General features: G+C 69.6%; 17 protein-coding genes. 9 read left to right on the top strand and 8 right to left on the bottom strand.

The window, feature by feature from the left end; genetic code table 11:
• Nucleotides 1–100 precede the first annotated feature (100 nt).
• Nucleotides 101–1,813 carry an ABC transporter family substrate-binding protein gene (locus DAI20_RS09320; protein ID WP_108250277.1) on the bottom strand — a complete coding sequence of 571 codons (1,713 nt, stop codon included), beginning with the start codon at nucleotides 1,811–1,813 and terminating at the stop codon, nucleotides 101–103.
• Between the two features lie 353 nt (nucleotides 1,814–2,166).
• On the opposite strand from DAI20_RS09320, the gene DAI20_RS09315 reads away from it, so the two are divergent.
• The 4 genes from DAI20_RS09315 (at nucleotide 2,167) to DAI20_RS09300 (ending at nucleotide 7,017) form a co-directional block, all read left to right on the top strand.
• A complete protein-coding gene (locus DAI20_RS09315) occupies nucleotides 2,167–3,150 on the top strand; it encodes an ABC transporter permease (RefSeq protein ID WP_108250276.1) in 984 nt (327 codons plus the stop codon).
• Between the two features lie 3 nt (nucleotides 3,151–3,153).
• Complete coding sequence (locus DAI20_RS09310) at nucleotides 3,154–4,077, top strand: ABC transporter permease (protein ID WP_108250275.1); 924 nt, start codon at nucleotides 3,154–3,156, stop codon at nucleotides 4,075–4,077.
• Nucleotides 4,070–6,151 carry a dipeptide ABC transporter ATP-binding protein gene (locus DAI20_RS09305; protein ID WP_108250274.1) on the top strand — a complete coding sequence of 694 codons (2,082 nt, stop codon included), beginning with the start codon at nucleotides 4,070–4,072 and terminating at the stop codon, nucleotides 6,149–6,151. Before DAI20_RS09310 ends, DAI20_RS09305 begins: the two co-directional genes overlap by 8 nt.
• Before the next feature lie 161 nt (nucleotides 6,152–6,312).
• The gene (locus DAI20_RS09300) at nucleotides 6,313–7,017 is read left to right on the top strand and encodes a PH domain-containing protein (protein WP_108250273.1); all 705 of its coding nucleotides are present in this window, start codon (nucleotides 6,313–6,315) and stop codon (nucleotides 7,015–7,017) included.
• 624 nt (nucleotides 7,018–7,641) lie between these two features.
• Here DAI20_RS09300 and DAI20_RS09295 read toward each other — a convergent pair.
• Complete coding sequence (locus tag DAI20_RS09295) at nucleotides 7,642–9,024, bottom strand: HNH endonuclease signature motif containing protein (RefSeq protein WP_108250272.1); 1,383 nt, start codon at nucleotides 9,022–9,024, stop codon at nucleotides 7,642–7,644.
• 361 nt (nucleotides 9,025–9,385) lie between these two features.
• Between DAI20_RS09295 and DAI20_RS09290 the strand changes: the two genes are divergently transcribed.
• A complete protein-coding gene (locus DAI20_RS09290) occupies nucleotides 9,386–10,330 on the top strand; it encodes an ATP-binding cassette domain-containing protein (protein WP_108250271.1) in 945 nt (314 codons plus the stop codon).
• Nucleotides 10,327–11,178: an ABC transporter permease gene (locus tag DAI20_RS09285; RefSeq protein WP_108250270.1), complete on the top strand. Its 852-nt coding sequence runs from the start codon at nucleotides 10,327–10,329 to the stop codon at nucleotides 11,176–11,178. Before DAI20_RS09290 ends, DAI20_RS09285 begins: the two co-directional genes overlap by 4 nt.
• A gap of 173 nt (nucleotides 11,179–11,351) precedes the next feature.
• On the opposite strand, the gene DAI20_RS09280 is transcribed toward DAI20_RS09285, so the two are convergent.
• From DAI20_RS09280 to DAI20_RS09265, 4 genes are all read right to left on the bottom strand, one after another.
• Nucleotides 11,352–13,103: a dipeptide ABC transporter ATP-binding protein gene (locus DAI20_RS09280; protein WP_108250269.1), complete on the bottom strand. Its 1,752-nt coding sequence runs from the start codon at nucleotides 13,101–13,103 to the stop codon at nucleotides 11,352–11,354.
• Nucleotides 13,100–14,050 carry an ABC transporter permease gene (locus DAI20_RS09275; RefSeq protein ID WP_108250268.1) on the bottom strand — a complete coding sequence of 317 codons (951 nt, stop codon included), beginning with the start codon at nucleotides 14,048–14,050 and terminating at the stop codon, nucleotides 13,100–13,102. The genes DAI20_RS09280 and DAI20_RS09275 overlap by 4 nt, the downstream gene beginning before the upstream one ends.
• A complete protein-coding gene (locus DAI20_RS09270) occupies nucleotides 14,040–14,969 on the bottom strand; it encodes an ABC transporter permease (protein ID WP_108250267.1) in 930 nt (309 codons plus the stop codon). Before DAI20_RS09270 ends, DAI20_RS09275 begins: the two co-directional genes overlap by 11 nt.
• A gap of 156 nt (nucleotides 14,970–15,125) precedes the next feature.
• Nucleotides 15,126–16,760, bottom strand: a complete 1,635-nt coding sequence (locus tag DAI20_RS09265; protein ID WP_108250266.1) for a peptide ABC transporter substrate-binding protein — start codon at nucleotides 16,758–16,760, stop codon at nucleotides 15,126–15,128.
• 331 nt (nucleotides 16,761–17,091) lie between these two features.
• Between DAI20_RS09265 and DAI20_RS09260 the strand changes: the two genes are divergently transcribed.
• From DAI20_RS09260 to DAI20_RS09250, 3 genes are all read left to right on the top strand, one after another.
• Nucleotides 17,092–17,967, top strand: coding sequence for a CPBP family intramembrane glutamic endopeptidase (locus DAI20_RS09260; RefSeq protein ID WP_108250265.1), 876 nt, complete (start codon nucleotides 17,092–17,094; stop codon nucleotides 17,965–17,967).
• 141 nt (nucleotides 17,968–18,108) lie between these two features.
• Nucleotides 18,109–18,564: a DUF485 domain-containing protein gene (locus tag DAI20_RS09255; protein WP_108250264.1), complete on the top strand. Its 456-nt coding sequence runs from the start codon at nucleotides 18,109–18,111 to the stop codon at nucleotides 18,562–18,564.
• On the top strand, nucleotides 18,561–20,150 hold the full coding sequence (locus tag DAI20_RS09250) for a monocarboxylic acid transporter (protein ID WP_108250263.1): 1,590 nt from the start codon (nucleotides 18,561–18,563) through the stop codon (nucleotides 20,148–20,150). The genes DAI20_RS09255 and DAI20_RS09250 overlap by 4 nt, the downstream gene beginning before the upstream one ends.
• Before the next feature lie 105 nt (nucleotides 20,151–20,255).
• Here DAI20_RS09250 and gcvP read toward each other — a convergent pair whose 3' ends face one another.
• Nucleotides 20,256–23,219 (bottom strand): aminomethyl-transferring glycine dehydrogenase, encoded by a 2,964-nt coding sequence (gene gcvP, locus DAI20_RS09245; RefSeq protein ID WP_108250262.1) that lies wholly within the window; start codon nucleotides 23,217–23,219, stop codon nucleotides 20,256–20,258.
• On the bottom strand, nucleotides 23,219–23,590 hold the full coding sequence (gcvH, locus tag DAI20_RS09240; protein ID WP_108250261.1) for a glycine cleavage system protein GcvH: 372 nt from the start codon (nucleotides 23,588–23,590) through the stop codon (nucleotides 23,219–23,221). Before gcvH ends, gcvP begins: the two co-directional genes overlap by 1 nt.
• Nucleotides 23,591–23,642 lie beyond the last annotated feature (52 nt).

Below are 23,642 nucleotides of genomic sequence, written 5' to 3'. Positions count from 1 at the left end.
TGTTCCCCTCCCGCGCGCAGACCACGGTGGAACGACGAAGGGGTGCACGGTCCGGGCGGACCATGCACCCCTCCAGGTGGAAACGGATCGAACCGCGCGGTTACTCCGTGGCCCAGCCCACGTTCTGCCACTGCACGGAGCCGTACTCGAACTGGCTGGGTCCGTAGTTGACCAGCCCGTCCTTGACGGCCCAGGCGTAGGGCTCGAAGAACAGCGGGATCGTCCCGGCGAGGTTGATCAGCTTCTTGTCGATCTCGTTGGCCAGCTCGATGCGCTTCTCGGGGTCGAGCTCGGCGTTCGCGGCGAGGAAGTCCTCACCGAGGCTCTCGTCCGTGATGCCGCTGTAGTTCTGGCCGGAGTCGACCGGGTAGTAGATCGACTCGACGCTGGAGACCGGGAACGCGGTGCCCTGCCAGGCGAAGTACGTCGCGTCGAAGTCCTTGGCCTCCTGCGTGATGTACTCCGTGAAGAAGTCGTCCGTGGGAACGGTGTCGATCTTCACGTCGAAGCCGGTCTCGGCGGTCTGCGCCTGCACCTGCTGGGCGACCTCGGCCGATGCCGGGTTGTCCGAGGGGATCACGAAGCGCACGGTGAGCGGCTGGCCGTCCTTCTCGCGGACGCCCTCGCCGGTCCAGCCGGCCTCCTCGAGCATCTCCTTGGCGCCCTCGACGTCGTAGCCGTACACGTCGCTAGCGTGGTCCTCGTAGCCGGGCTGACCGGGCAGGTAGACGAGGTTGCCGAGGGTGTTGACGGGCGACTCCACCGGCGCGAGCCGGGACTGCGCGATGACCTCACGGTTCAGCGACATCGCGAACGCCTTGCGCACGTTGACGTCGCTGAGCACGGGGCCCGTGCCGTTGAGGGTGACGTGGCGGTAGACCGTGCCGAGCGAGCGCTCGATCTTCGCGTCATCGCGTCCCTGCGCGGTCTCGAAGTTGTCGGCGCTGCCGTACAGGTTCGTCAGGTCGATCTCGGCGTTGCCGAAGGCCTGGGCGAGACCGGCGCGGGACACGACCTTGAAGATCACCGAGTCGAGCTTGGCGGGCTCGCCCCACCACTCCGGGTTGCGCTCGAAGGTGAGCACCTGGCCGGCGACGTCGTTCTCCGCGATCTGGAAGGGGCCCGCCGACATCGTCGGGGCGGTCGCCCACGCGGTGTTGAAGGCCTCGGGGGTCGAGGCGACGGATGCGGGCAGCAGAGCGCCGAAGATGGACGGCCAGTCGGCGTTCTTCGCGGCGAACGTGATGATCGCGTGGCGGTCGTCCGTGCCCTGCTCGACGGACGCGATGTCCTTCCAGACGTTCGTCGACACGACCTGGTACGCCTCGTTCGTGCCGTTCAGCGCCTGCCAGTTGGCGGCGATGTCGGCGACGGTGAGCGGGGTCCCGTCATTCCAGACGGCGTCGGGGTTGATCTTGATCTCCACGACCTGCGGGTCCTCGCTGGTGAGCTCCATCGACTGGACGTAGTCGGTGTTGGGCTCCCAGGTGCCGTCCTCGTTGAACTTCAGGAAGTTCGGGTAGAAGAGGCCGGAGATGATGTTGTCATCAACCGTGCCGGAGTCGACGTGGTTGATGTTGAAGTTCGTGGTGGGCTGGTCGACGGGGATCGTCAGCGTCCCGCCGTCCTGGATCCCGTCGCGCTCGGCCCGGTCCCAACCGGTGCCCGGGAGGTTCGCCTCTTCGACGGCGTCCTCGCCACCGCCACCGGACGTCTGTGCGCCCCCGCCTCCTCCGCCGGTGCATCCGGTGAGCACGAGAGCGGCGGCGGTGATGCCCGTGAGCACGACCCCCGCCTTACGCAGCTTCAGCATAGATTTCGTTACCTTTCGTGGGGTTCTCGACCGAGTGGGGCGCGCGTTGCCGAGGCACGGTGCCCCCAAGCCAATGGGCAACAGAGTTTCACGCGGTGCACCGGATGGCGTCGCCCGTGACCCCTTCGTTATGAAGTTGAATCAAAGTCGTCACAGCGCCGAAACATATCGGGAGGACAGTGTTCGAGGTCCGCTCCCCCGTGCGGTGCCGATCGGGCGCAGTGCCGGGGGACGCAATCTTCGGGGGTAAGTTGTTCGAGTCGACACCCTCCGCGAGCCGCGAGTCCGGCGGGTCTCGCACACCGGAGTGCGCGTCCTCGAGCCGCCCTCCGATCACCGAAGTGGGGTAAGCAGTGCTCGGATTCATCGCCAGGCGGATCGTCAACTACGTCATCCTCGCGTCGATCGCCACGGTCCTCGGCTACGTGCTGGCGAGCGCGACGCTCAACCCGGCTGCGCGCTATCTGGGCCGTAACCCGCCCATCCCCGAGGCGAGCATCAACTCGATCCTCAACGACCTGAACATCAACCCGGACACGCCGATCCTCGAGCGGCTCGGCATCTGGATCACCGGCCTCATCACGCGCGGGTCGCTCGGGCAGAGCGTGACCGGCAACGAGGTCACCGCCGACATCGTGAGCCGTGCGGGCACCAGCCTCCGACTGCTCATCATCGGCAGCATCCTCGGCGCGGTCATCGGCGTCGCGCTCGGCGTCTGGGGCGCCGTGCGGCAGTACCGGGCGTCGGACCAGGTCATCACCTATAGCTCCTTCGCGGTGCTCGCTACTCCCCCGTTCGTCGTCGCCGTGCTGCTCATGATCGGCGCGACCAACGTGAACCGGGCGTCGGGCCAGCAGATCATCAACTTCACCGGCGAGTACACGGCCGGGCTCGACGGCGGATTCTGGGTGATCTTCGGCGACCGCCTCGTGCACCTCATCCTGCCGACCATCTCGCTCACCATCGGCGCCGTCGCGCTCTACAGCCGCTACCAGCGCAGTGCGATGCTCGACGTGCTGTCCGCCGACTACATCCGCACGGCGCGCGCGAAGGGGCGCACGCGCGGATCCGCCATCGTGCGCCACGGCGTGCGCGTCGCGCTCATCCCCATGTCGACGTTCTTCGCCTACTCGTTCGGCACGATCCTCACGGGTGCGACCATCACCGAGAACGTGTTCAGCTGGCACGGCATGGGCGAGTACCTGCTGCAGAGCGTCACCTCGTCGGACATCAACGCCGTGGCGGGCACGATCCTGTTCACGTCGATCCTCGTGCTCATTGCCGGGACGCTGTCGGATGTCGTGTACGCGGCCCTCGACCCGAGAGTAAGGGTGTAACGCATGTCCCTCCTCAACCCCGAGCTCGTCGAGTCCTCCGAGCACGTCGAGGGCGCCCACCAGACGGACGCGGTCAACTCGCGGCTCGCCCAGATCTGGCGCCGGCTGCGCAGCACGCCACGATTCTGGGTCGGCGCGATCGCCCTGCTGCTCATCTGCCTCTGGGCACTGTTCGGCCTCGCCCTCTACCCGTGGAGCGCGACCGACCAGGACGGGCTCGCGTTCAGCCAGGGCCCGTCGGCGAGCCACTGGTTCGGCACCAACGGCATCGGCCAGGACCTGTACGCGCAGACGATCATCGGGCTGCAGAAGTCGCTGCTCGTCGGCCTCATCGTCGGCCCGGCCGCTGCCCTCATCGCCGGCTTCGTCGGCGCGATCAGCGGCTACGTCGGCGGGGTGTGGGACAGGGTCATCGTCTGGTTCATCGACCTGCTGCTCGTGCTGCCGAGCTTCTACATCCTCGTGCTGCTCAGCCCAACCTTCAAGAACGCCTCCATCGTCGCGCTCATCCTGTTCCTCGCCCTGTTCGGCTGGATGGTGCTCGCCCGCGTCGTCCGCGGCCAGACCATGTCGCTGCGCGAGCGCGAGTACGTGAAGGCGGCCCGCTACATGGGCGTCGGCGGCCTCACGATCGTGCGCCGGCACATCATCCCGAACGTCGCATCGCTGCTCATTATCGACGCGACCCTCGGCGTCGGCGCCGCGATCCTGTCCGAGACGGCGCTCAGCTTCTTCGGCTTCGGCATCCAGCCGCCGGACGTGTCCCTCGGCACCCTGCTCTCCGCGGGCAGCAGCGCTGCGGTGACCCGGCCCTGGCTCTTCGTCTTCCCCTCCGCGGTCCTCATCCTGACCGTGCTCGCCACCAGCCTCATCGGCGACGCCCTGCGCGACGCCGTCGACCCGACCTCGGGAGCAACACGTGACTGACCCCGTCCTCAGCGTGCGGAACCTGTCCGTCACCTTCAACGCGAACGGACGGCGGGTGCACGCCGTGCGCGGCGTGTCCTACGACGTGCAGCGCGGCGAGTTCCTCGGCATCGTGGGCGAGTCGGGCTCGGGCAAGTCGGTGTCCTCGCTCGCCGTCATGGGCCTGCTCCCGTCGAGCGCGACCGTCGAGGGCGAGATCCTCTTCAACGGCCGGTCGCTGCTCGACCTGAACGACCGCGAGCTGTCCGGCATCCGCGGCCGCGGCATCTCGATGATCTTCCAGGACCCGCTGTCCGCCCTCACGCCCGTCTACACGGTGGGCCAGCAGATCGTCGAGGCGCTCCGCCTGCACGACCGGGCGCTGTCCCAGCAGGCCGCGGAAAAGCGCTCGATCGAGCTGCTGAAGATCGTCGGCATCCCGCACCCCGAGCGGAGGGCCAAGTCCTTCCCGCACGAGTTCTCCGGCGGCATGCGCCAGCGCGCCATGATCGCGATCTCGATCGCGAACGACCCGCAACTGATCATCGCCGACGAGCCGACGACGGCGCTCGACGTGACGATCCAGGCCCAGATCCTCGAGGTGCTCCAGAGCGCCAAGGACCTGACCGGCGCGGCCGTCGTGCTCATCACGCACGACCTCGGCGTCGTGGCGGGCAACGCGGACGACGTCGCGGTCATGTACGCCGGCCGCATCGTGGAGAAGGCGCCGGTGCTCGACCTGTTCCGTCGCCCGGTGATGCCGTACACGATCGGCCTGCTGCGCTCCATGCCGAACATGGCGTCCGCGGCCTCGGAGCGCCTGGTGCCCCTCGAGGGCCGCCCGCCCATCCTCACCGTCGTGCCCACCGGGTGCCCCTTCGCGCCGCGCTGTCCCGCCGCGATCGCGGAGTGCCTGGACGGCGAGCCGCCGCTCGAGCTGGTGAAGAACGGCGCCGGGGTGCCGGACCCGACGCGGGCCGTCGCCTGCATCCGGCACGAGGAGATCGAGGACGGCACGCTCGCGCGCGACGAGATCTTTCCGCGGCCCGAGCCGGTGCCCGTCGAGCTGCGCGCTCCGCAGAAGCGCGAGACCGTGCTCGAGCTGCGCGACATGCAGCGGCACTTCCCGCTCACCCGAGGCGCGGTGTTCAAGCGCCGGGTCGGCACGGTGCGCGCCGTCGACGGCGTGTCGCTGCAACTCGAGGCGGGGCAGACGCTCGGCCTCGTCGGCGAGTCCGGCTGCGGCAAGACGACCACGATCATGGAGATCCTCGAGCTCGCCGGCGCCCAGCAGGGCACGATCTCGGTGAACGGGATCGACACCGCGACGCTCAACCGCACGGACCGGCGGGCGCTGCGGCGCGACATCCAGGTCGTGTTCCAGGACCCGATGGCCTCGCTCGACCCGCGCATGACGGTCGAGGACATCATCGGCGAGCCGCTGACCGTGCACGACGTGAAGCCCGCGGAGATCCGGCGCAAAGTCGCCGAGATCCTCCAGCTCGTGGGGCTCGAGCCCTCGTTCGCCGGCCGCTACGCGCACGAGTTCTCGGGCGGCCAGCGCCAGCGCATCGGCATCGCGCGTGCCCTCATCGTGGAGCCGAAGATCCTCGTGCTCGACGAGCCCGTGTCTGCCCTCGACGTGTCCGTGCAGGCCGGCGTGATCAACCTGCTCGAGGACCTGAAGGACCGGCTCGGGCTCTCCTACCTGTTCGTCGCGCACGACCTCGCGGTGATCCGGCACATCGCGGACAGAGTAGCCGTGATGTACCTGGGCCGCATCGTCGAGTCGGGGGACGCCGACCTGATCTTCTCCGACCCGCGGCACCCCTACACGCGGGCGCTGCTGTCCGCGGTGCCCGTGCCGGACCCGGAGATCGAGCGCTCCCGCAGCCGCATCCTGCTCGCGGGCGACCTGCCCTCCCCCACCGAGGAGATCACCGGCTGCAACTTCCGCACCCGATGCCCGCTGTACGCGATGCTGCCGGAGGCCCAGCGGGTGCGCTGCGAGACGGACGACCCGGCGCAGCGCCCGGTGGCGGGCCGCGACGTCGCCTGCCACTGGGCGGAGGTGAGCGAGCAGCTGGTCGCGTGAGCGCCGCATCGGGAGGGCCCGGCGGTACTGGGTCTGGGTCTGGGTCTGGGTCTGGGTCTGGGTCTGGTGCTGGTACTGGGTCCGGCGGTGCTGGGTCTAGCGGTCCTGGGTCCGGTTCTGGTCGCGGTTCCGGCCCGGGTCGTGAATCGGCGGAGCGGATCGTGCTGCGGCCCGCGTCGTCGCTGTGGACCTTCGGGATCGTGGCCGCGTTCGTGCTCTGGCTCTTCGTCGACGCCGTTCTCCGCGGCGCGACGGAGTTCGCCCTGACGGCGCTGCCCTGGCTGCTGCTCGTGCTGTGGACCGTCTACGTCGTGATGCTGCGGCCGTGCGTCGCCCTCGGGCCGGACGGCATCACGATCGTCAACGTGTTCCGCAGGCACCGCATCGCGTGGGCGCTCGTCGATGACTTCACGACGCGCTTTTCGCTTCTGGTTCGCCTGAAGGACGGCCGGGCGATCCGGAGCTGGGGCGCGCCGTCGACCGGCATCGACCGGCCCTTCCAGACCGGATCGTCGGACGCGCGCTTCGCCGCGCCCGAGCAGCCTCGAGCAGCCGGGGTGCGGCGCACCGGTGCCGGAGGACTCGGGCGCCCGGCCCGCCGCTCCGAGCCCACGATCGGCAGCATCATCGAGGGCGCCCGCGACCGCTGGGACACCGAGCCCGCGGCGCGTGAGTCTGCGATTACGTCCGGTGCTGGTGCTGGAACTGGTACTGGTACTGGTCCTGGTACTGGTACCGGCGAGGGTGTTGGCGCCGGGTCCCCTGAGTCATCGTCGGCGGGCAGGCAGCGGGTGTCGCGGTGGGAGTGGTGGTCGATGGCGGTGACCCTCGTCCTCGTCGCCGCCTGCGCCCTCACCCTCGCGTGAGTGCGGGCACGCTCCGCTCGCACGGTCGCTGAGCTCGTCGGAGCGATGTGACGTTCCTACTTGCCGACGACGCCCCACCTTCGTGTGCGAAACACGTACCGTCCCTTCGACAAGCTCAGGGACCGTGTAACGGTGCCGGACGCGCAGGAGCCCGCCCCACGGTCGCCGAGCCTGACGAAGCGACGCTGCCGCCCTGCTCTCCCGGCGCCCCACCTCCCGCCTTCGAAACACATGCCGTCCCTTCGACAAGCTCAGGGACCGTGTAACGGTGCCGGTCGCGCAGGAGCCCGCCCCACGGTCGCCGAGCCTGACGAAGCGACGCTGCAGGCCTGCTCTCCCGGCGCCCCGCCTCTCGTCTTCGAAACACGTGCCGTCCCTTCGACAAGCTCAGGGACCGTGTAATGGTGCCGGACGCGCAGGAGCCAGCCCCACGGTCGCTGAGCCTGACGAAGCGACGCTGCAGCCCGCTCTCCCGGCGCCCCACCTCCCGTCTTCAAAACACATGCCGTCCCTTCGACAAGCTCAGGGACCGTCTAGTGGCGCCGGGCACGCAGGAGCCGACCCCACGGTCGCTGAGCCTGTCGAAGCGACGTGACGTTCCTCGGGTATCTCTCGCGGCTTCTCCTAGAACGGCGGGTCGTCCGGGGTTGGTGACGCACTGCCCTGAGTCTGCATCCGCTTTCGCTTCGGTTGCCGGATGTGCGCCGCCGGCTCCGTCTCGTACTCGTGTCCGCTCGGCGAGAGCCAGCGCACCCGTCCGCCGCCTGCCGACGTCGACGACCAGGCGGTGTGGTGCTTCACCCGGTGATGCGATCGGCACAGGTGCACCAGGTTCCCGTAGTCGGTGCCGCCGCCGTACTGCCAGTCCGTCACGTGATCCACGTCCGCGCGGGCGGCACTCCGGTTGCAGCCGGGGAAGCGGCAGGTCTCGTCGCGGACCCGCAACCACGTCCGGAGGTCTCTCGGCACCGCGTACCGGTCCCGGCCGACGGAGAGCACGGCGCCAGTCTCGGGGTGGGTGAGGATGCGGGTGAAGCTCGGCGCCTTCGCCGCGATCCTTCGGGCGGTGTCCGCGTCGATCGGCCCGTAGCCCTCGAGCGTGCCCGGCTCCTCCGAGCGGCCGAGGAGCGTCAGCACCGGGACGGTCACCAGCACCCGTGGGCGGATGCCGGTCCCAATCGGCGCGTCGATGCGCCGGGTTGAAGTGTCCTCCGTCGCCTCACCAGCGGCATCGGTGTCTGTGATCCCCGCCGCGGTGGTGCCGTCGATAAGGAGGTCTGTGAACGCGTCGGCCATAAGCTGTGTCCGCGTCCTCTCCTCCCCCGGCTCACCCTTGAGCTGCTCCGCGATGTCGCGCAGACGGTTGGCAATGCCCGTTACCTCGGGTGCCGGGAGGAAGGCGTTCAGCCACGCCATCCCGTCCTTCGCCGGGCACGTCTCCACATGCCGGTCGGTGACCGACTTCGTGTGCCGCTCCGTGATCGACTCCGGGTGCAGCCGCTCGCGCAGATCCCGAGTGGCTCGGTCGAGCTTCGGAACCGTGAGCGACTCCGCCCTGGGCAGCACCGCCTCCTCCACCGCCACCACTCCTGCGGGCGGGAGGGTGGCGGTGTGGTCGATCAAGACTTGGGCGTGGCGGTAGCCGATCCGACCGTCCTGCAACGCCTCTCGGGTGGCGGGCAGGTCATGCACGAGCGCCTGGCTCTCGGCAATGAGGTTCTCCGCAGCGCGCTCTGAGATGCGCAAGGCGCAGGCAAGTTCGGTGACCAGGACGCGGTGTCCGGCCACCTTCGCGGACCAGCGCGGCCCGCCCGTCGTGGGAACGGAGAGGTTGGCGGATTCCGTCCATAGGCGAGCTCGATCGATGGCCTCGGCGCGGCACGCAGCGGCCCAGCGGGAGAAGCCCTCGAACATCTTCACCGCGTCGATCATCGCGGCGAAGGTCTCCGCGGCGTCCTGCGGTGTGTCGGGTGGGACGGGGTCGTGTGGGAACGTCGGTGTTTCCATGCCGACATAGAACCAGGCACCACCGACATCGCCTCTGCCGCGGATGTCGGGATCGTGGGGGGTGTGGAGAACTCCGGCGGGCGAGCTCCCCGCGTCCCTTCGACTAGCTCAGGGACCGTATGGGGCGCCCTCGAAGCCCGCCACGTTCCGTCCCTTCGACAAGCTCCGGGACCGTAAGGGGTATACGCGAAGCACGCCGCGTCACGTCCCTTCGACGAGCTCAGGGACCGTGGGAGTCGCCGCGAGCGACCGTCATGAGAACCCCCTCCTTCCCACCTTCTTTCTCGATGACACCACTCCCCCTTGCCGTGACGCCATCCGTGGTGTCATAGTGACGTCACAAAGGAAGGAGCACTGCATTATGAGCACTGCAGCGATCGACGCCCGCGGGCTGAGGAAGTCCTACGGCCCCAAGGTCGTGCTCGACGACCTCGGCCTCACGGTGGCGACGGGCACCGTGACCGCCCTGCTCGGCCCCAACGGCGCTGGGAAGACGACGATCATGACCATCCTCTCGACCCTCGTGCGGGCCGACGCCGGCTCCGCTGTCGTGGCCGGGTCGGACGTGGCGCGCAACCCCGACGGCGTGCGGGCCGCCATCGGCCTGACGGGTCAGTTCTCGGCGGTCGACGGCCTCCTTACGGGCGAGGAGAACCTCCTGCTCATGGCCCGGCTGCGGCACCTCGGCCCGAAGCGCTCGAAGACCCGGGTGGCGGAGCTCCTCGAGCAGTTCGACCTCACCGAGGCGGCCCGCAAGCCGCTCTCCACCTATTCCGGCGGCATGCAGCGGCGGCTCGACCTCGCGATGACCCTCGTCTCGACGCCGAGCGTGATCTTCCTCGACGAACCGACCACCGGACTCGACCCGCGCAGCCGCCACACCATGTGGGACATCGTGCGGGGCCTCGTCGCGGACGGCACGACCGTGCTCCTGACGACGCAGTACCTCGAGGAGGCCGACGAGCTCGCTGACCGCATCGCGGTGCTCGACGGTGGCCGCATCGTTGCCGAGGGCAGGCCCGACGAGCTCAAGCGGCGCGTCCCCGGCGGCCACGTGCGGCTGCGGTTCGCGGACGCCGCGGCACTCGACGCCGCCGCCCACCTCTTCGCGGCCTCGGCCCGGGATGACGCCGGGCTCGCGCTCACGGTGCCCACAGACGCCGGTGTCGGCGCCCTGCGCGCCCTGCTCGACAGCCTCGACCGAGCACACCTCGAGGTCGATGACCTCAGCATCCACACCCCGGACCTCGACGACGTGTTCTTCGCGCTCACCGGCCGGGTCGACACGAAGGGAACCGAGTCATGACCACCCTCAACACGCAGTCACCGACCGCGCCCGGTCGAGTGGCGGCCCGCGGCCGCCGGCAGTCGCACATCGTTGCGGACTCCATCACGATGCTGCGCCGCAACCTGCTGCACATCGTGCGCTACCCCGGCCTCACGATCTTCGTGATCGGGGCGCCCGTCGTCTTCCTGCTGCTGTTCGTGTTCGTGTTCGGCGGCACGCTCGGCGCCGGCCTGCCGGGCGTGGACCCCGCTGGCGGACGCGAGGCATACCTCGCGTACGTGATGCCCGGCATCCTGGTGATGACCATCGCGGGCACCGCGGGCGGCGCCGCAACCACCGTCGCCATGGACATGACGGAGGGCATCACGGCGCGCTTCCGCACCATGGCGATCTCGCGCGCCGCCGTGCTCACCGGGCACGTGCTCGGCAACACCATCCAGGCCTTTCTCGCGGTCGCGGTGGTGCTGGGCGTCGCCCTGCTCGTCGGCTTCCGCCCGTCGGCCGGGCCCGGCGAGTGGCTGGCCGCCGTGGGCCTGATCGCGCTCATCGCGTTCGCGATCAGCTGGGTCGCCATCGGCATGGGGATGCAAGCCAAGTCGGTCGAGACGGCCAGCAACCAGCCTCTCCTCTTCCTCCTGCTGCCCTTCATCGGCAGCGGCTTCGTGCCGACGGAGTCCATGCCGGGCTGGCTGCAGGGCTTCGCCCAGTACCAGCCGTTCACACCCTTCATCGAGACCACGCGCGGACTCCTGCTCGGCACGCCGCTCGGCTGGTACCCGCCGTTCGCGATCGGCTGGTGCATCGTGCTCGCCATCGGCGGCTACGTCTGGTCCGTGGCGATCTACGAGCGGAAGTCCGTGCGCTGAGGACGCGCCCCCATCGCCACCCGGGGCCCCCTCGCCCGAACCCAGCCCGGAACCCCCAACCCACGAACAAGCCCCTGCCCAGGCAGAAGGATCGTGCGCAGCTGAAAGCTGGGCAGGAACCTTCTGCCTGGGCAGGGGCAGGTGGGGTGACCGGGGGCAGCGGCTGGCCGGGGTCAGCGGCCGAACTGGAAGTGCGCCCCCGGGATGGCCTCGAGCAGCTTCTGCGTGTAGGCCTCGCGCGGGTTGTCGAACACGTCGTCCGTGCTCGCCGACTCCACGATGCGCCCCTTCTGCATGACGCAGACCGAGTCCGCGACGAGCCGCACGACCGCGAGGTCGTGCGTGATGAAGAGGTACGTGAGCCCCAGCTCCGCCTGCAGATCGGTGATCAGGTTGAGGATCTGCCCCTGCACAAGCACGTCGAGCGCGGACACCGCCTCGTCGAGCACGATCACGTCGGGCTTCAGCGCGAGCGCACGCGCGATGGCGATGCGCTGGCGCTGTCCGCCGGACAGCTCGTTCGGGTAACGGTTGACCGTCGACGCGGGCAGCGCGACCTGGTCGAGCAGCTCCCGCACGCGGGCCTGGCGAGACGCCCGGTCGCCCACGCCGTGCGCGACGAGCGGCTCGGCGATCGTTTTGCCCACGCTGTACATGGGGTCGAGCGAGCCGTACGGATCCTGGAACACCGGCTGCACACGGCGGCGGAAGTTGAGCAGCTCCTTGCCGCGGAGCCCCGCGACGTCCCGGTTGTCGAACGTGATCGACCCGGAGGTGATCGACTCCAGCTGCAGCACGAGCTTCGCGACGGTCGACTTGCCGGATCCGGACTCCCCCACGAGCGCCATGGTGGTGCCCTTGGGGATGGCGAACGACACGTCGTCCACGGCCTTCAGCTGGTCCGTCTTGAAGCCGCCCTTGCGGATGTTGTAGACCTTCGAGACGTTGGTCACCTGGATCAGGTCCTGGTGCGTCCCGCTCTCGCGGGCGTCGGCCCGCGCGATCAGCCGGTCGTCCGCGGAGCCCACCGACGAGATGTCGAGCTGGTCGGTCGTCTCCGGTCGGCGCGCCGACTGGATGCGACGCGACGCGAGGCTCGGCGCCGCGGCCACGAGCCGCTGCGTGTACGGGTGCAGCGGGTTGGCGAGGATCTCAGCGGAGGGACCGGCCTCGACGACCTTGCCCTTGTACATGACCACGAGCTGCTCCGCGCGCTCCACGGCGAGGCCGAGGTCGTGCGTGATGAAGAGCACGGAGGTGCCGTAGTCGCGGGTCAGCGTCTCGAGGTGGTCGAGGATCGTGCGCTGCACGGTCACGTCGAGCGCCGAGGTCGGCTCGTCCGCGATGAGCAGCTTCGGGCGCGAGGAGAGTCCGATGCCGATGAGCACGCGCTGGCGCATGCCGCCGGAGAACTGGTGCGGGAACTGCTTGAGCCGGTCCTCCGCGTCGCTCAGGCCGGCTTCCTTCAGCACCTCGATCGTCCGCTTCCGGGCGTCGCGACCCTGGGCGATCCCGTTGGCCTTGATGGCCTCCTCGACCTGGAAGCCGATGCTCCACACCGGGTTCAGGTTCGACATAGGGTCCTGCGGCACGTAGCCGATCTCCCGGCCGCGCACGTCCTGCATCGCGGCCGAGGACAGCTTGGTCAGGTCCTTGCCCTCGAACAGGATCTGACCGCCGGTGACCTGGCCCGCGCCGGGCAGAAGGTTGATGATCGCCTGCGCGGTCGTGGACTTGCCCGAACCGGACTCCCCCACGATGGCGAGGGTCTGACCGGCGTGCAGCGTGAGATCGACGCCGCGGACGGCCGGCACGAGGCCGCGCTGGGTCTTGAAGCCGACCTCGAGGTCGCGGATCTGCAGCAGCGGCGCGTTCGCGCTGGTGTCTGCGGTTGCGGTGCTGGACAGGGTGTACTCCTGGCTCATCGGCGGGCCCTCGCCTTCGGGTCGAGGGCGTCACGCACGACGTCACCGAGCATCAGGAACGACAGCACGGTGAGCGACAGCGCGGCCGCCGGGTAGAAGAGAACCATCGGCGCGGTGGCGACGGAGACCCGGGCCTGTCCGATGTCGTTGCCCCAGGACATGACGCTCGGCGGGAGGCCGATGCCGAGGAACGAGAGGGTGGCCTCGGCGACGATGAACGTGCCGAGCGAGGTCGTGGCGACGACGATCACGGGAGCGATCGCGTTCGGCACGACGTGCCGCACCAGGATGCGGAACCGCGATACGCCGAGGGCGATGGACGCGGTCACGTAGTCGGCGTTCCGTGCCGAGAGGACCGCTCCGCGGGTGATGCGGGCGACCTGCGGCCAGGCGAACACGGAGAGCACGAGCGCGACGGTCCAGGGGTCCCGGACCGGCAGCACCGACATGAGCACGATGGCGCCGAGCACGGTCGGGATGGCGAGGAAGATGTCGCCGATGCGCGAGGCGATCGCGTCGAACGCCCCGCCGTAGTACCCGGAGAGGGCGCCGATGACGAGCCCGACGAGCGTCGCGATCACCGTGGCGAGCAGCCCGACGGTCAGGGACGCCTGGGCGCCGTACACGACGCGCGCGTACACGTCGCAGCCCTGGCGGGTGAAGCCGAAGATGTGCCCGGCCTCGGGGCCGCCGTTGCTGTCCGGGAGGAGGCAGCCGCGCGCCGGATCCGTGTGCGAGAACAGGTTCGGGAATGCCGCCACGGCGACGATGATCACGATGAGCACCGCCGAGATCCAGAACAGGGGACGCCCGCGCATCGAGTCCCAGGCGTCCGACCAGGTGCTGCGGGCCTTCTGGCTGGAGTCGACCTGGTCGATCGCTCCGACCGGCGTCTCTTCGAGGTCGGCGACGTAGTGGCCGGCCGAGGGGGCGGTGTTACTTGGCATAGCGGATCCTCGGGTCGAGCAGTGCGTAGATCATGTCAACGAGCAGGTTCGCGAGCATGTAGATGATGACCATCACGGCGACGAACGACACGACGGTCGGTCCCTCGCCGCGGATGACCGCCTGGAAGACCGCCCCGCCGACGCCGTTGATGTTGAAGATGCCCTCGGTGACGATGGCGCCGACCATGAGGTTGCCGATGTCGACACCGAGGAAGGTCACCACGGGGATCAGCGAGTTGCGCAGGATGTGCACGGTCACGACGCGGCGGCGGGGCAGGCCCTTCGCCGTCGCGGTGCGCACGAAGTCGGCGCTGGCGTTGTCCGCGACGCTCGCGCGGGTGAGGCGCACGATGTAGGCGAATGTGACGCTGGCCAGCACGAGGGCGGGGAGGATCAGGTCCTGGATGGGTGCGCCCGGTCCCGCCGTGGTGCGGAACAGCCCGAGCTCGACGGCGAGGAAGTACTGCAGCACGAATCCCAGCACGAACGTGGGCACCGAGATGAGCAGGAGGCTCACCACGAGGGCGCTCGCGTCGAACAGCTTGCCCTTGCGGAGGCCGGCGACGAGACCGACGAGGATGCCGGCGATCGCCTCGAACGCGAGGGCGAGCATCGCCAGCCGGAAGGTCACCGGGAAGGCCTGGGCGAGCAGTGCGGTGACGGGGCGTCCGGAGTAGGTCGTGCCGAGGTCACCGGTGAAGATTCCGCCGATGTAGTACAGGTACTGCACGATGAACGGCTCGTTCAGGTGGTACTGCTCGCGGATGGCCTCGATGACGCCGGGGGCCGGGGGACGGTCGCCGAACAGGGCGGCGATCGGGTCGCCCGGCAGCGAGAAGACCATGAAGTAGATGAGGAACGTCGCGCCGAAGAAGACAGGGATGAGCTGGAGCAGACGCCGCCCGATGTACCAGAGCATCAGATGCCGGCACCGAAGATCGGAAGCATGGGGATCACATTCTTGTGTGGAGTGAAGGTTTTTTCCTTGTGGGAACTGCGGGATTTCACCGCGATGCCGGGGCGCGAAGCGCGCCCCGGCATCGGGTCGAACGAGTAACCAGGGTACGCCCCCTCGTTACTCCTTCGTGATCTGGTAGTACAGCGGCACGGAGTTCCAGCCGAACACCACGTTGTCCACGGTCTCGGCGGAGACGCCGGTCACGTTGGAGTACCACAGCGGGATGGCGGGCAGGTCCTTGAGCAGCAGCTCCTGGGCCTCCTGGTACTTCGCGGTCGCGGCGTCGATGTCGCCGGCCGTGCTGCCCTCGCGGATCAGGTTGTCGAACTCGGGGCTGGAGTAGCCCTCGTAGTTCGAGCCCGCGCCCGTGAGGTAGTTCGGCGCGAGGAAGTTGTACAGCGACGGGTAGTCCGCCTGCCATCCGGCGCGGGTGGCACCGGTGAGGCGCTGAGCCTCGCGGTCCTCGAGAGCCTCGGCGAAGGTCGGGTACGGCTTGCCCTGCGCGGTGATGCCGAGCGTGTTGCTGATGCTCTGCGTCGCGGCGTCGACCCAGGCCTGGTGGCCACCGTCGGCGTTGTAGGCGATGTCGAACACGGTGTCACCGTAGGGAGCGATCGCGTCGGCCTCGGCCCACAGGCGCTTGGCCTCGTCGGCGTCGTACTCGAGCACCTCGGCACCCTCGAGCTCGTCGGAGTACCCGTCGATCACCGGGGAGGTGAAGTCGGTGGCCGGCGTGCGCGTGCCCTGGAAGATGACGTCGGTGATCTCGTCGCGGTTGATCGAGCGGGAGATGGCGGCGCGGCGGAGCTTGCCCTCCTCGCCACCCCAGTGCTCGAGGTACTGCGGGATGTTGATCGCCTGGAAGACGGCGGCGGGCTGGTTCACAGCGCGGTCGCCGAACTCGTCCTCGAAGGTCTCGAACGCGGCGTCCGGGACGGCGTCGAGCACGTCGAGGTTGCCGCCCTGCACGTCCGCGTATGCGGCGTCCTGGGTGGCGTAGAAGGTGATCTTCAGACCGTCGTTGGCGGGCTCGCGGGGGCCGTCGTACTCGGGGTTCGCGACGAGGTCGATCGCCACGTCGTGCTCCCAGGCACCCTCGCCGTCCAGCATGTACGGACCGTTGCCGATCGGGTTCTCACCGAAGGCGTCCATGTCCTCGAACGCGGACTCGGGCAGCGGCGAGTAGGCCGAGTAGCCGAGTCGCAGCGGCCAGTCGGCCTCGGGGGCGCTGAGCGCGACGGTGAAGGTGGTGTCGTCGACGACCTTGAGGCCGGACAGCTCCGGCACGTCACCCTCGAGCGCGAAGCCCTGGATGTTGTCGAAGAAGTAGGACGAGCCCTGGGCGTTGGTGGGGTTCGCGCCGTAGTTCCACGCGTCCACGAACGACTGAGCCGTGACGGGGGAACCGTCGCTGAACGTGAGGCCCTCGCGGATCTTCACGGTCCAGTTCTGCGAGTCCTCGGACTCGATCGACTCGGCCACGTCGTTCTCGATCTCGCCCTCGGCCGTGTAGGACACCAGGCCGGCGAAGATGGAGTCGATGATCTTGCCGCCACCCACCTCGGTGGTGTTCGTCGGGATCAGCGGGTTCTGGGGCTCGCTGCCATTCGTCGTGATGATGGCGGATCCGCCACTGTTGCCGCCGTTGCTTCCGGAGTCGCCTCCGTTGCCGCCGGAAGCGCAGCCCGACAGGACCAGCGCGCCGGCCCCGATAAGGGCAATGGCGCTCAGGCCCTTGCGATTGATGTTCACGTATCCTCCTGTGCAGGTGAACTGCGGGCATGCGTCATGGCATGCGACCGCGGGATACGTAGACCTTAGGTTGTGCTCTCGGCCGGTACAAAAACGACACCGGAAACGTTACATACCGGTAACCCACGACTTTCGCGGGGATGAACCCCGCAGGAATGCTGCAGGTGAGCGCTCCCCCGCGCACTTTTTCCCTCGCGGCGCCCCGTCGGCCGATTGTAGGTTTCCGCTATTCCTCACTGAGGAAGCGAAGCTCTCCTGCCCTCTCGAGCCCTCTTCGGGCTCTCGACGGCCCTCCAGGGAGCGGTGACGCCCCCTGCGTAGGATTCCAGCCATGAGGTGGACCGTCGGCCGGCGCGGCAGCGCAACGCGTGCCGCAGCCGACGGTGACGCACTCGCGACGGCGACGGCGCGTGCCGGTGCCGGTGCCGGCGCCGGCGCAGTGGAGGATCCGCGGGCCCGGCGCATCTGGATCGAGATCGCGATCGTGCTCGGCCTGTCGCTCGGCGCGTCCGCGGTCTACTCCATCGTCTCGCTGCTCAACAGCCTGACCCGGGAGACGCCGCTCTCCTCGCAGACGACGACCCTCAATCAGTCGCTCAGCCCGCGGCCGATCTTCGACCTCACCTACCAGCTGCTCGGCATCTTCTTCGACCTCGTGCCCGTGGTGCTGGCGCTCTACCTGCTCTGGCTGCCGGGCCGCTCGGCGCTCAGCCGGCTCGGCATCGACCGCAGGCGCCCCGGCTGGGACGTCGGCAGTGGCGTCGCGCTCGCGGCGCTCATCGGCATCCCCGGGCTCGGCCTCTACCTCGTGGCGCGCGGCCTCGGTTTCTCGCTCACCGTCGTGCCCACCGCGCTCGACGCGCACTGGTGGACGGTGCCGGTGCTCGTGCTCTCGGCGCTGCGGGCCGCGCTCGTCGAGGAGGTAATCGTTGTCGGCTACCTCTTCACGCGGCTCCGGGAGCTCGGCTGTGGGCCCTGGCCGACCATCGCGGCGAGCGCCCTGCTCCGCGGCAGCTACCACCTCTACCAGGGCTTCGGCGGCTTCGTCGGCAACGTCATCATGGGCGTCGTCTTCGGCTGGTTCTACCACCGCTTCGGCCGCACGACGCCGCTGATCGTGGCGCACTGGATCCTCGACATCGCCAGCTTCTGCGGCTACGCCCTCGCCGTCGCGCTCCTGCCCGACCTGTTCCCGCCGGCCTCCTGACGCACGCCGCCCCCGGGAGAGATCTCCCCGCCCGATGCGGCGACGCGGTGTGGCCGAGCGCCCGGGCGCCGGGCCGTCAATAGAGTGGGGCTCGCACGCCGGCGTGCGCCTGCCGTCGGCGACCTCGACACAAGGAGGACCATGAGCAACGACGCTCATCCGGCCGGCGCTTCGCCGGGCGACGCGTACCGCGGCAACGCGAACAGGGGCAGCGCGAACAGGGGCGACGCGCATCCCGTGGGCGCAACACCCGGCGGCACTGCCGCGATCGACTACATCGCGGTGGAGGACTCGCCGCGATTCCGCGAGCTGAAGCGCGAGCACCGCAGCTTCGTTTTCCCCGTCGCGGTCGCGTTCCTCGTCTGGTACTTCGCCTACGTGCTGCTCGCCGACTACGCGCACGAGTTCATGTCGACGCCCGTGTTCGGCAACGTGAACGTCGGCATTCTGCTCGGGCTCGGGCAGTTCGTCACCACGTTCGCCATCACCACCTGGTACGTGCACCGCGCCAACGCCCGCTTCGACCCCATCGCCGCGGAGATCCGCGCCGACCTCGAGGGCCGCGAGCAGCGCGCAGGACGGGAGGGACGGGCATGACCCCCACGGAGACCGGGAACCCGATCCTCAACATCACGATCTTCGGGGTGTTCGTCGCGATCACCCTCGTGATCGTGTTCCGCGCGAGCCGCAACAACAAGACGGCGGCGGACTACTACGCCGCCGGCCGCTCCTTCACGGGGCCGCAGAACGGCACGGCCATCGCGGGCGACTACCTCTCGGCCGCATCCTTCCTCGGCATCTGCGGCGCCATCGCGGTCAACGGCTACGACGGATTCCTCTACTCGATCGGCTTCCTCGTCGCGTGGCTCGTCGCCCTGCTGCTCGTCGCCGAGCTGATGCGGAACACCGGCAAGTTCACGATGGCCGACGTGCTGTCGTTCCGGCTGCAGCAGCGGCCCGTGCGCCTGGCCGCGGCGACCACGACGCTCGCGGTCTGCTTCTTCTATCTGCTCGCCCAGATGGCGGGAGCGGGCGGCCTCGTCTCCCTGCTGCTCGGCATCGACGACCGGGTCGGGCAGTCGGTCGTGATCGCGGTGGTCGGCGTGCTCATGATCATCTATGTGCTCGTCGGCGGCATGAAGGGCACCACCTGGGTGCAGATCATCAAGGCCTGCCTGCTCATCGCGGGTGCGGCGGTCATGACCGTGTGGGTGCTCGCGCTGCACGGCTTCAACCTGTCGACGCTGCTCGGTGCCGCGGCGGACGCCGCGACGACCGATGTGCTCTCGCCCGGCAACCAGTACGGGCTCACCGGGGTCACCCGGCTCGACTTCCTGTCGCTCGCGCTCGCGCTGGTGCTGGGCACCGCGGGGCTCCCTCACGTGCTCATGCGCTTCTACACGGTTCCCACCGCGAAGGAGGCCAGGCGCAGCGTCGTCTGGGCCATCTGGCTCATCGGCATCTTCTACCTGTTCACGCTCGTGCTCGGCTACGGCGCCGGCGCCCTGATCGGGTCGGAGCGGATCCTCGCCGCTCCGGGTGGCGTCAACTCCGCCGCCCCGCTGCTCGCGCTCGAGCTCGGCGGACCGATCCTGCTCGGCATCATCGCGGCCGTGGCGTTCGCGACCATCCTCGCGGTCGTCGCGGGCCTCACGATCACCGCGGCGGCGTCCTTCGCCCACGACGTCTACGCGAGCGTGATCCGCAAGGGTGCCGTGCCGCCGAACGGAGAGGTGCGGGTCGCCCGGATCACCGTCGTGGTCATCGGCGTCGTGTCGATCGTCGCGGGCATCTTCGCGAACGGCCAGAACATCGCGTTCCTCGTCGCGCTCGCGTTCGCGGTCGCCGCGAGCGCGAACCTGCCGACGATCCTCTACTCGCTGTTCTGGCGGCGGTTCACCACGCGCGGGGCCGTGCTGTCGATGTACGGGGGCCTCGGCACCGCACTAGTGCTCATCCTGCTGTCACCCGTGGTGTCCGGGGCGGAGACGTCGATGTTCCCGAACGCGGACTTCTCGATCTTCCCGCTCAACAACCCCGGCATCGTGTCCATCCCGGTGGGCTTCCTGCTCGGCTGGATCGGCACCGTGACGACCCGCAGGCTCGAGTCGCCGGAGCTGGCCGCCGAGATGGAGGTGCGCTCCCTGACGGGCCACGGCGCCGAGAAGGCCGTGGAGCACTAGCTCCCGGCACCGCACCCCCCGCACCCAGCACCACCCCGGTGAGGTGCCCGATTCGGTCGCGTTTCTAGCGAAAACACGACCGATTCGGGCACCTCACGGGGTTGGTCAGGCGAACGCCTCCGGCGGCGGGCACGCGCAGAACAGGTTGCGGTCGCCGTACGCCTGGTCGATGCGGCGCACGGGCGGCCAGTACTTGCTCCGGCGGAGCGCCCGCACCGGGTACACCGCCTGCTCGCGGCTGTACGGGTGGGTCCACTCCCCCGCAATCACGGACTCCGCCGTGTGCGGGGCCCCGCGCAGCGGGTTGTCCTCCTCGCCGTTCACGGCGTCCGCCTCGACCCGGATCGCGATCATGGCCTCGATGAAGCGCTCGATCTCCCCGAGGTCCTCGCTCTCCGTCGGCTCCACCATGAGGGTCCCCGGCACGGGGAAGCTCATGGTCGGCGCGTGGAAGCCGTAGTCGATGAGGCGCTTCGCCACGTCGTCGACCGTCACGCCGGTCGCCGCGGTGAGCGGCCGCAGGTCGAGGATGCACTCGTGCGCGACCAGTCCGTTGTCGCCCGCGTAGAGCACGGGGTAGGACTCGCGCAGGCGGGCCGCGATGTAGTTCGCGGACAGCACGGCCGTCGCCGTGGACTGCTTGAGCCCCTCCGCGCCCATCATTCGCACGTACGCCCAGCTGATGGGCAGGATGCTCGGGCTGCCGTACGGCGCCGCCGAGACGGGCGCGCCGCCGTGCTCGATGGTCGCGTCCGCGGCCTGGCCCTCGCCGACCCGGGCGTGCTCGGCGCGCTGCGCGAACGCGTGGCCGGGCAGGTGCGGGGCGAGGTGCGCTTTGGCCGCGACGGGGCCGACGCCCGGCCCGCCGCCGCCGTGCGGGATGCAGAACGTCTTGTGCAGGTTGAGGTGCGACACGTCGCCGCCGAAGTCGCCGAACCGGGCGAAGCCGAGCAGCGCGTTGAGGTTCGCGCCGTCCACGTACACCTGGCCGCCGGCCTCGTGCACCGCGTCGCAGATCGCGCTCACCTCGTGCTCGTACACGCCGTGCGTGGACGGGTAGGTGATCATGAGCGCCGCGAGCGTGTCCGCGTGGGCGGCGACCTTGGCCCGCAGGTCGTCGAGGTCGACGTTGCCGAGTTCGTCGCACGCGACGACGACGACGCGCAGCCCGGCGAGGACAGCGCTGGCGGCGTTCGTGCCGTGCGCGCTCGACGGGATGAGGCACACGGTGCGCGCGTGGTCGCCGTTGGCGCGGTGGTAGCCGCGGATCGCGAGCAGCCCCGCGAGCTCGCCCTGGCTGCCCGCGTTGGGCTGCAGCGAGACGGTGTCGTAACCGGTGACGTCTGCGAGCCAGCGCTCGAGCTGCGTGATCAGCTCGAGGTAGCCGGCGACGTCCTCGGCGGGCGCGAACGGGTGGATGTTGGCGAACTCGCTCCAGGTGACCGCCTCCATCTCCGTGGCGGAGTTGAGCTTCATGGTGCACGAGCCCAGCGGGATCATGCCGCGGTCGAGCGCGTAGTCCTTGTCGGCCAGGTACTTGAGGTACCGCATCATGGCCGTCTCCGAGCGGTGTGTGTTGAACACCGGGTGGGTGAGGTAGGGGCTGGAGCGGAGCAGCTCGACGGGCACGTCGGGCAGGGTCTCGCGGTGCGGCGCCGGGTCGATCGAGCCGTCCTCTCCGCCCCCGAAGGCGCGCAGCACGGCGGCGAGCGTGACGTCCTCCGTCGCCTCGTCCACCGAGATGCCGATGGTGTCGGCGTCCACGACGTGCAGGTTCACGCCGAGGTCGTGGGCGCGGCCGGCGACCTCGGCGGCCTCCCCCGGCACCCGGTAGCGCAGGGTGTCGAAGAACGCGCTCGAGAGCGGCTCGTGGCCGAGGGTGCGCAGCGCGGCAGCGAGCCGCTGGGCGCGGGACGCGACGTCGCTCGCGATCCGGCGGAGGCCGTCCGGACCGTGGTACACCGCGTACATGCTCGCCATGACGGCGAGGAGCACCTGCGCGGTGCAGATGTTCGAGGTGGCCTTCTCGCGGCGGATGTGCTGCTCGCGGGTCTGCAGCGAGAGGCGGTAGGCGGGGCGGCCGTCGGCCGCCTGGCTGACACCGACGAGGCGACCGGGCAGCTGGCGCTCGAGCCCGGCGCGCACGGCCAGGTAGCCCGCGTGCGGACCGCCGAAGCCCATGGGCACGCCGAAGCGCTGGGTGGTGCCCGCGGCGATGTCCGCGCCGAGCTCGCCGGGCGAGGTCAGCAGCGTGAGCGCGAGCAGGTCGGCCGCCGCGACGGCGAGCGCACCCTGCGCCTTGGCGGCCGCGAAGATCCGGGCGGGATCGGCGATGCGGCCGGAGGCACCGGGGTACTGCACCAGGATGCCGAACGAGCCGTCGGCCAGCTCGGGCAGCGCCACGGCGTTCTCGGCGTTTTCCGCGTCCGCGTCGGGACCGGCGTGGACGTCGGGGACGGTGAACTCGACGAGCTCGATGCCCACCGCCTCGGCCCGGTTCGCGAGCAGCGCCTTGGTCTGCGGGAGCGTGTCCCGGTCGACGAGGAAGCGGTTCGACGGCGACTTGGACGCGCGGCGGGCGAGCAGCATGGCCTCGACCACGGCGGTGCCCTCGTCGAGCATGGACGCGTTGGCGGTCGCGAGTCCCGTGAGGTCGCACACCATGGTCTGAAAGTTCAGCAGGGCCTCGAGGCGCCCCTGCGAGATCTCCGGCTGGTAGGGCGTGTAGGCCGTGTACCAGCTCGGGTTCTCGAGCACGTTGCGCTTGATCACGGCCGGCGTGATGGTGTCGTAGTAGCCGAGCCCGATGAGCGAGGCGCGGACGGTGTTCCGGCTCGCAAGCCCGCGCAGCTCGCGCAGCGCCTCGCGCTCGGTGGCGGCCGGCGGGAGGATCGACTCGCCGGGGGAACGGAAGTTGCCGACGGCGATCGCGGGCGGCACGGCGGCCTCCAGGAGGGCGTCGACGGAGTCGTAGCCCAGGGCGGCGAGCATGACGCCGCGCGCGTCGCTGTCGATGCCGATGTGCCTGCTGCCGAAGGCACCGAGGTCGAACGTCGCGGACTCCGCCATCACTCGCCCACCAGCTCGCGGTACTGAGCGGCGGAGAGCAGCTCGGGGAGGTTCGTGAAGCGCACGCGGAGCAGCCAGCCCGCTCCGAAGGGCTCGCTGTTCACGAGGTCGGGCGCGTCGACGACGGCGTCGTTGACCTCGGTCACCGTGCCGTCGATCGGGGCGAACAGCTCGCCGACCGATTTGGTCGACTCGATCTCGCCGACCACCGTGCCGCCGGAGAGCTCGGCGCCCACGGCGGGCAGGTCGATGTAGACCACGTCGCCCAGCTTGTCCGCCGCGTACGCGGTGATCCCGACGGTCGCGATGTCGCCGTCGATGCTCACCCACTCGTGCTCGGCGGTGTACTTGAGGTTGTCCTGATCGGTCACGGCAGCATCCTTCGTGCGTTGGGATTCGTGTGGAAAGAGGAGAGGGAGGAGG

It is taken from the genome of Planctomonas deserti, assembly GCF_003067705.1.
GTDB classification, from domain to species: Bacteria; Actinomycetota; Actinomycetes; order Actinomycetales; family Microbacteriaceae; genus Planctomonas; species Planctomonas deserti.
The sequence above is the reverse complement of the archived record's forward strand: the minus strand, read 5'-3'. Positions and strand labels throughout refer to the sequence as shown.

Bases quoted from the DNA above. Each gene is read 5' to 3' on its own strand.
- DAI20_RS09320 (WP_108250277.1), bottom strand. From the start codon at position 1,813: ATGCTGAAGCTGCGTAAGGCGGGGGTCGTGCTCACGGGCATCACCGCC.
- DAI20_RS09310 (WP_108250275.1), top strand. From the start codon at position 3,154: ATGTCCCTCCTCAACCCCGAGCTCGTCGAGTCCTCCGAGCACGTCGAG.
- DAI20_RS09295 (WP_108250272.1), bottom strand. From the start codon at position 9,024: ATGGAAACACCGACGTTCCCACACGACCCCGTCCCACCCGACACACCG.
- DAI20_RS09290 (WP_108250271.1), top strand. From the start codon at position 9,386: ATGAGCACTGCAGCGATCGACGCCCGCGGGCTGAGGAAGTCCTACGGC.
- DAI20_RS09285 (WP_108250270.1), top strand. From the start codon at position 10,327: ATGACCACCCTCAACACGCAGTCACCGACCGCGCCCGGTCGAGTGGCG.
- DAI20_RS09280 (WP_108250269.1), bottom strand. From the start codon at position 13,103: ATGAGCCAGGAGTACACCCTGTCCAGCACCGCAACCGCAGACACCAGC.
- DAI20_RS09275 (WP_108250268.1), bottom strand. From the start codon at position 14,050: ATGCCAAGTAACACCGCCCCCTCGGCCGGCCACTACGTCGCCGACCTC.
- DAI20_RS09270 (WP_108250267.1), bottom strand. From the start codon at position 14,969: ATGCTCTGGTACATCGGGCGGCGTCTGCTCCAGCTCATCCCTGTCTTC.
- DAI20_RS09260 (WP_108250265.1), top strand. From the start codon at position 17,092: ATGAGGTGGACCGTCGGCCGGCGCGGCAGCGCAACGCGTGCCGCAGCC.
- DAI20_RS09255 (WP_108250264.1), top strand. From the start codon at position 18,109: ATGAGCAACGACGCTCATCCGGCCGGCGCTTCGCCGGGCGACGCGTAC.
- DAI20_RS09250 (WP_108250263.1), top strand. From the start codon at position 18,561: ATGACCCCCACGGAGACCGGGAACCCGATCCTCAACATCACGATCTTC.
- gcvP (WP_108250262.1), bottom strand. From the start codon at position 23,219: ATGGCGGAGTCCGCGACGTTCGACCTCGGTGCCTTCGGCAGCAGGCAC.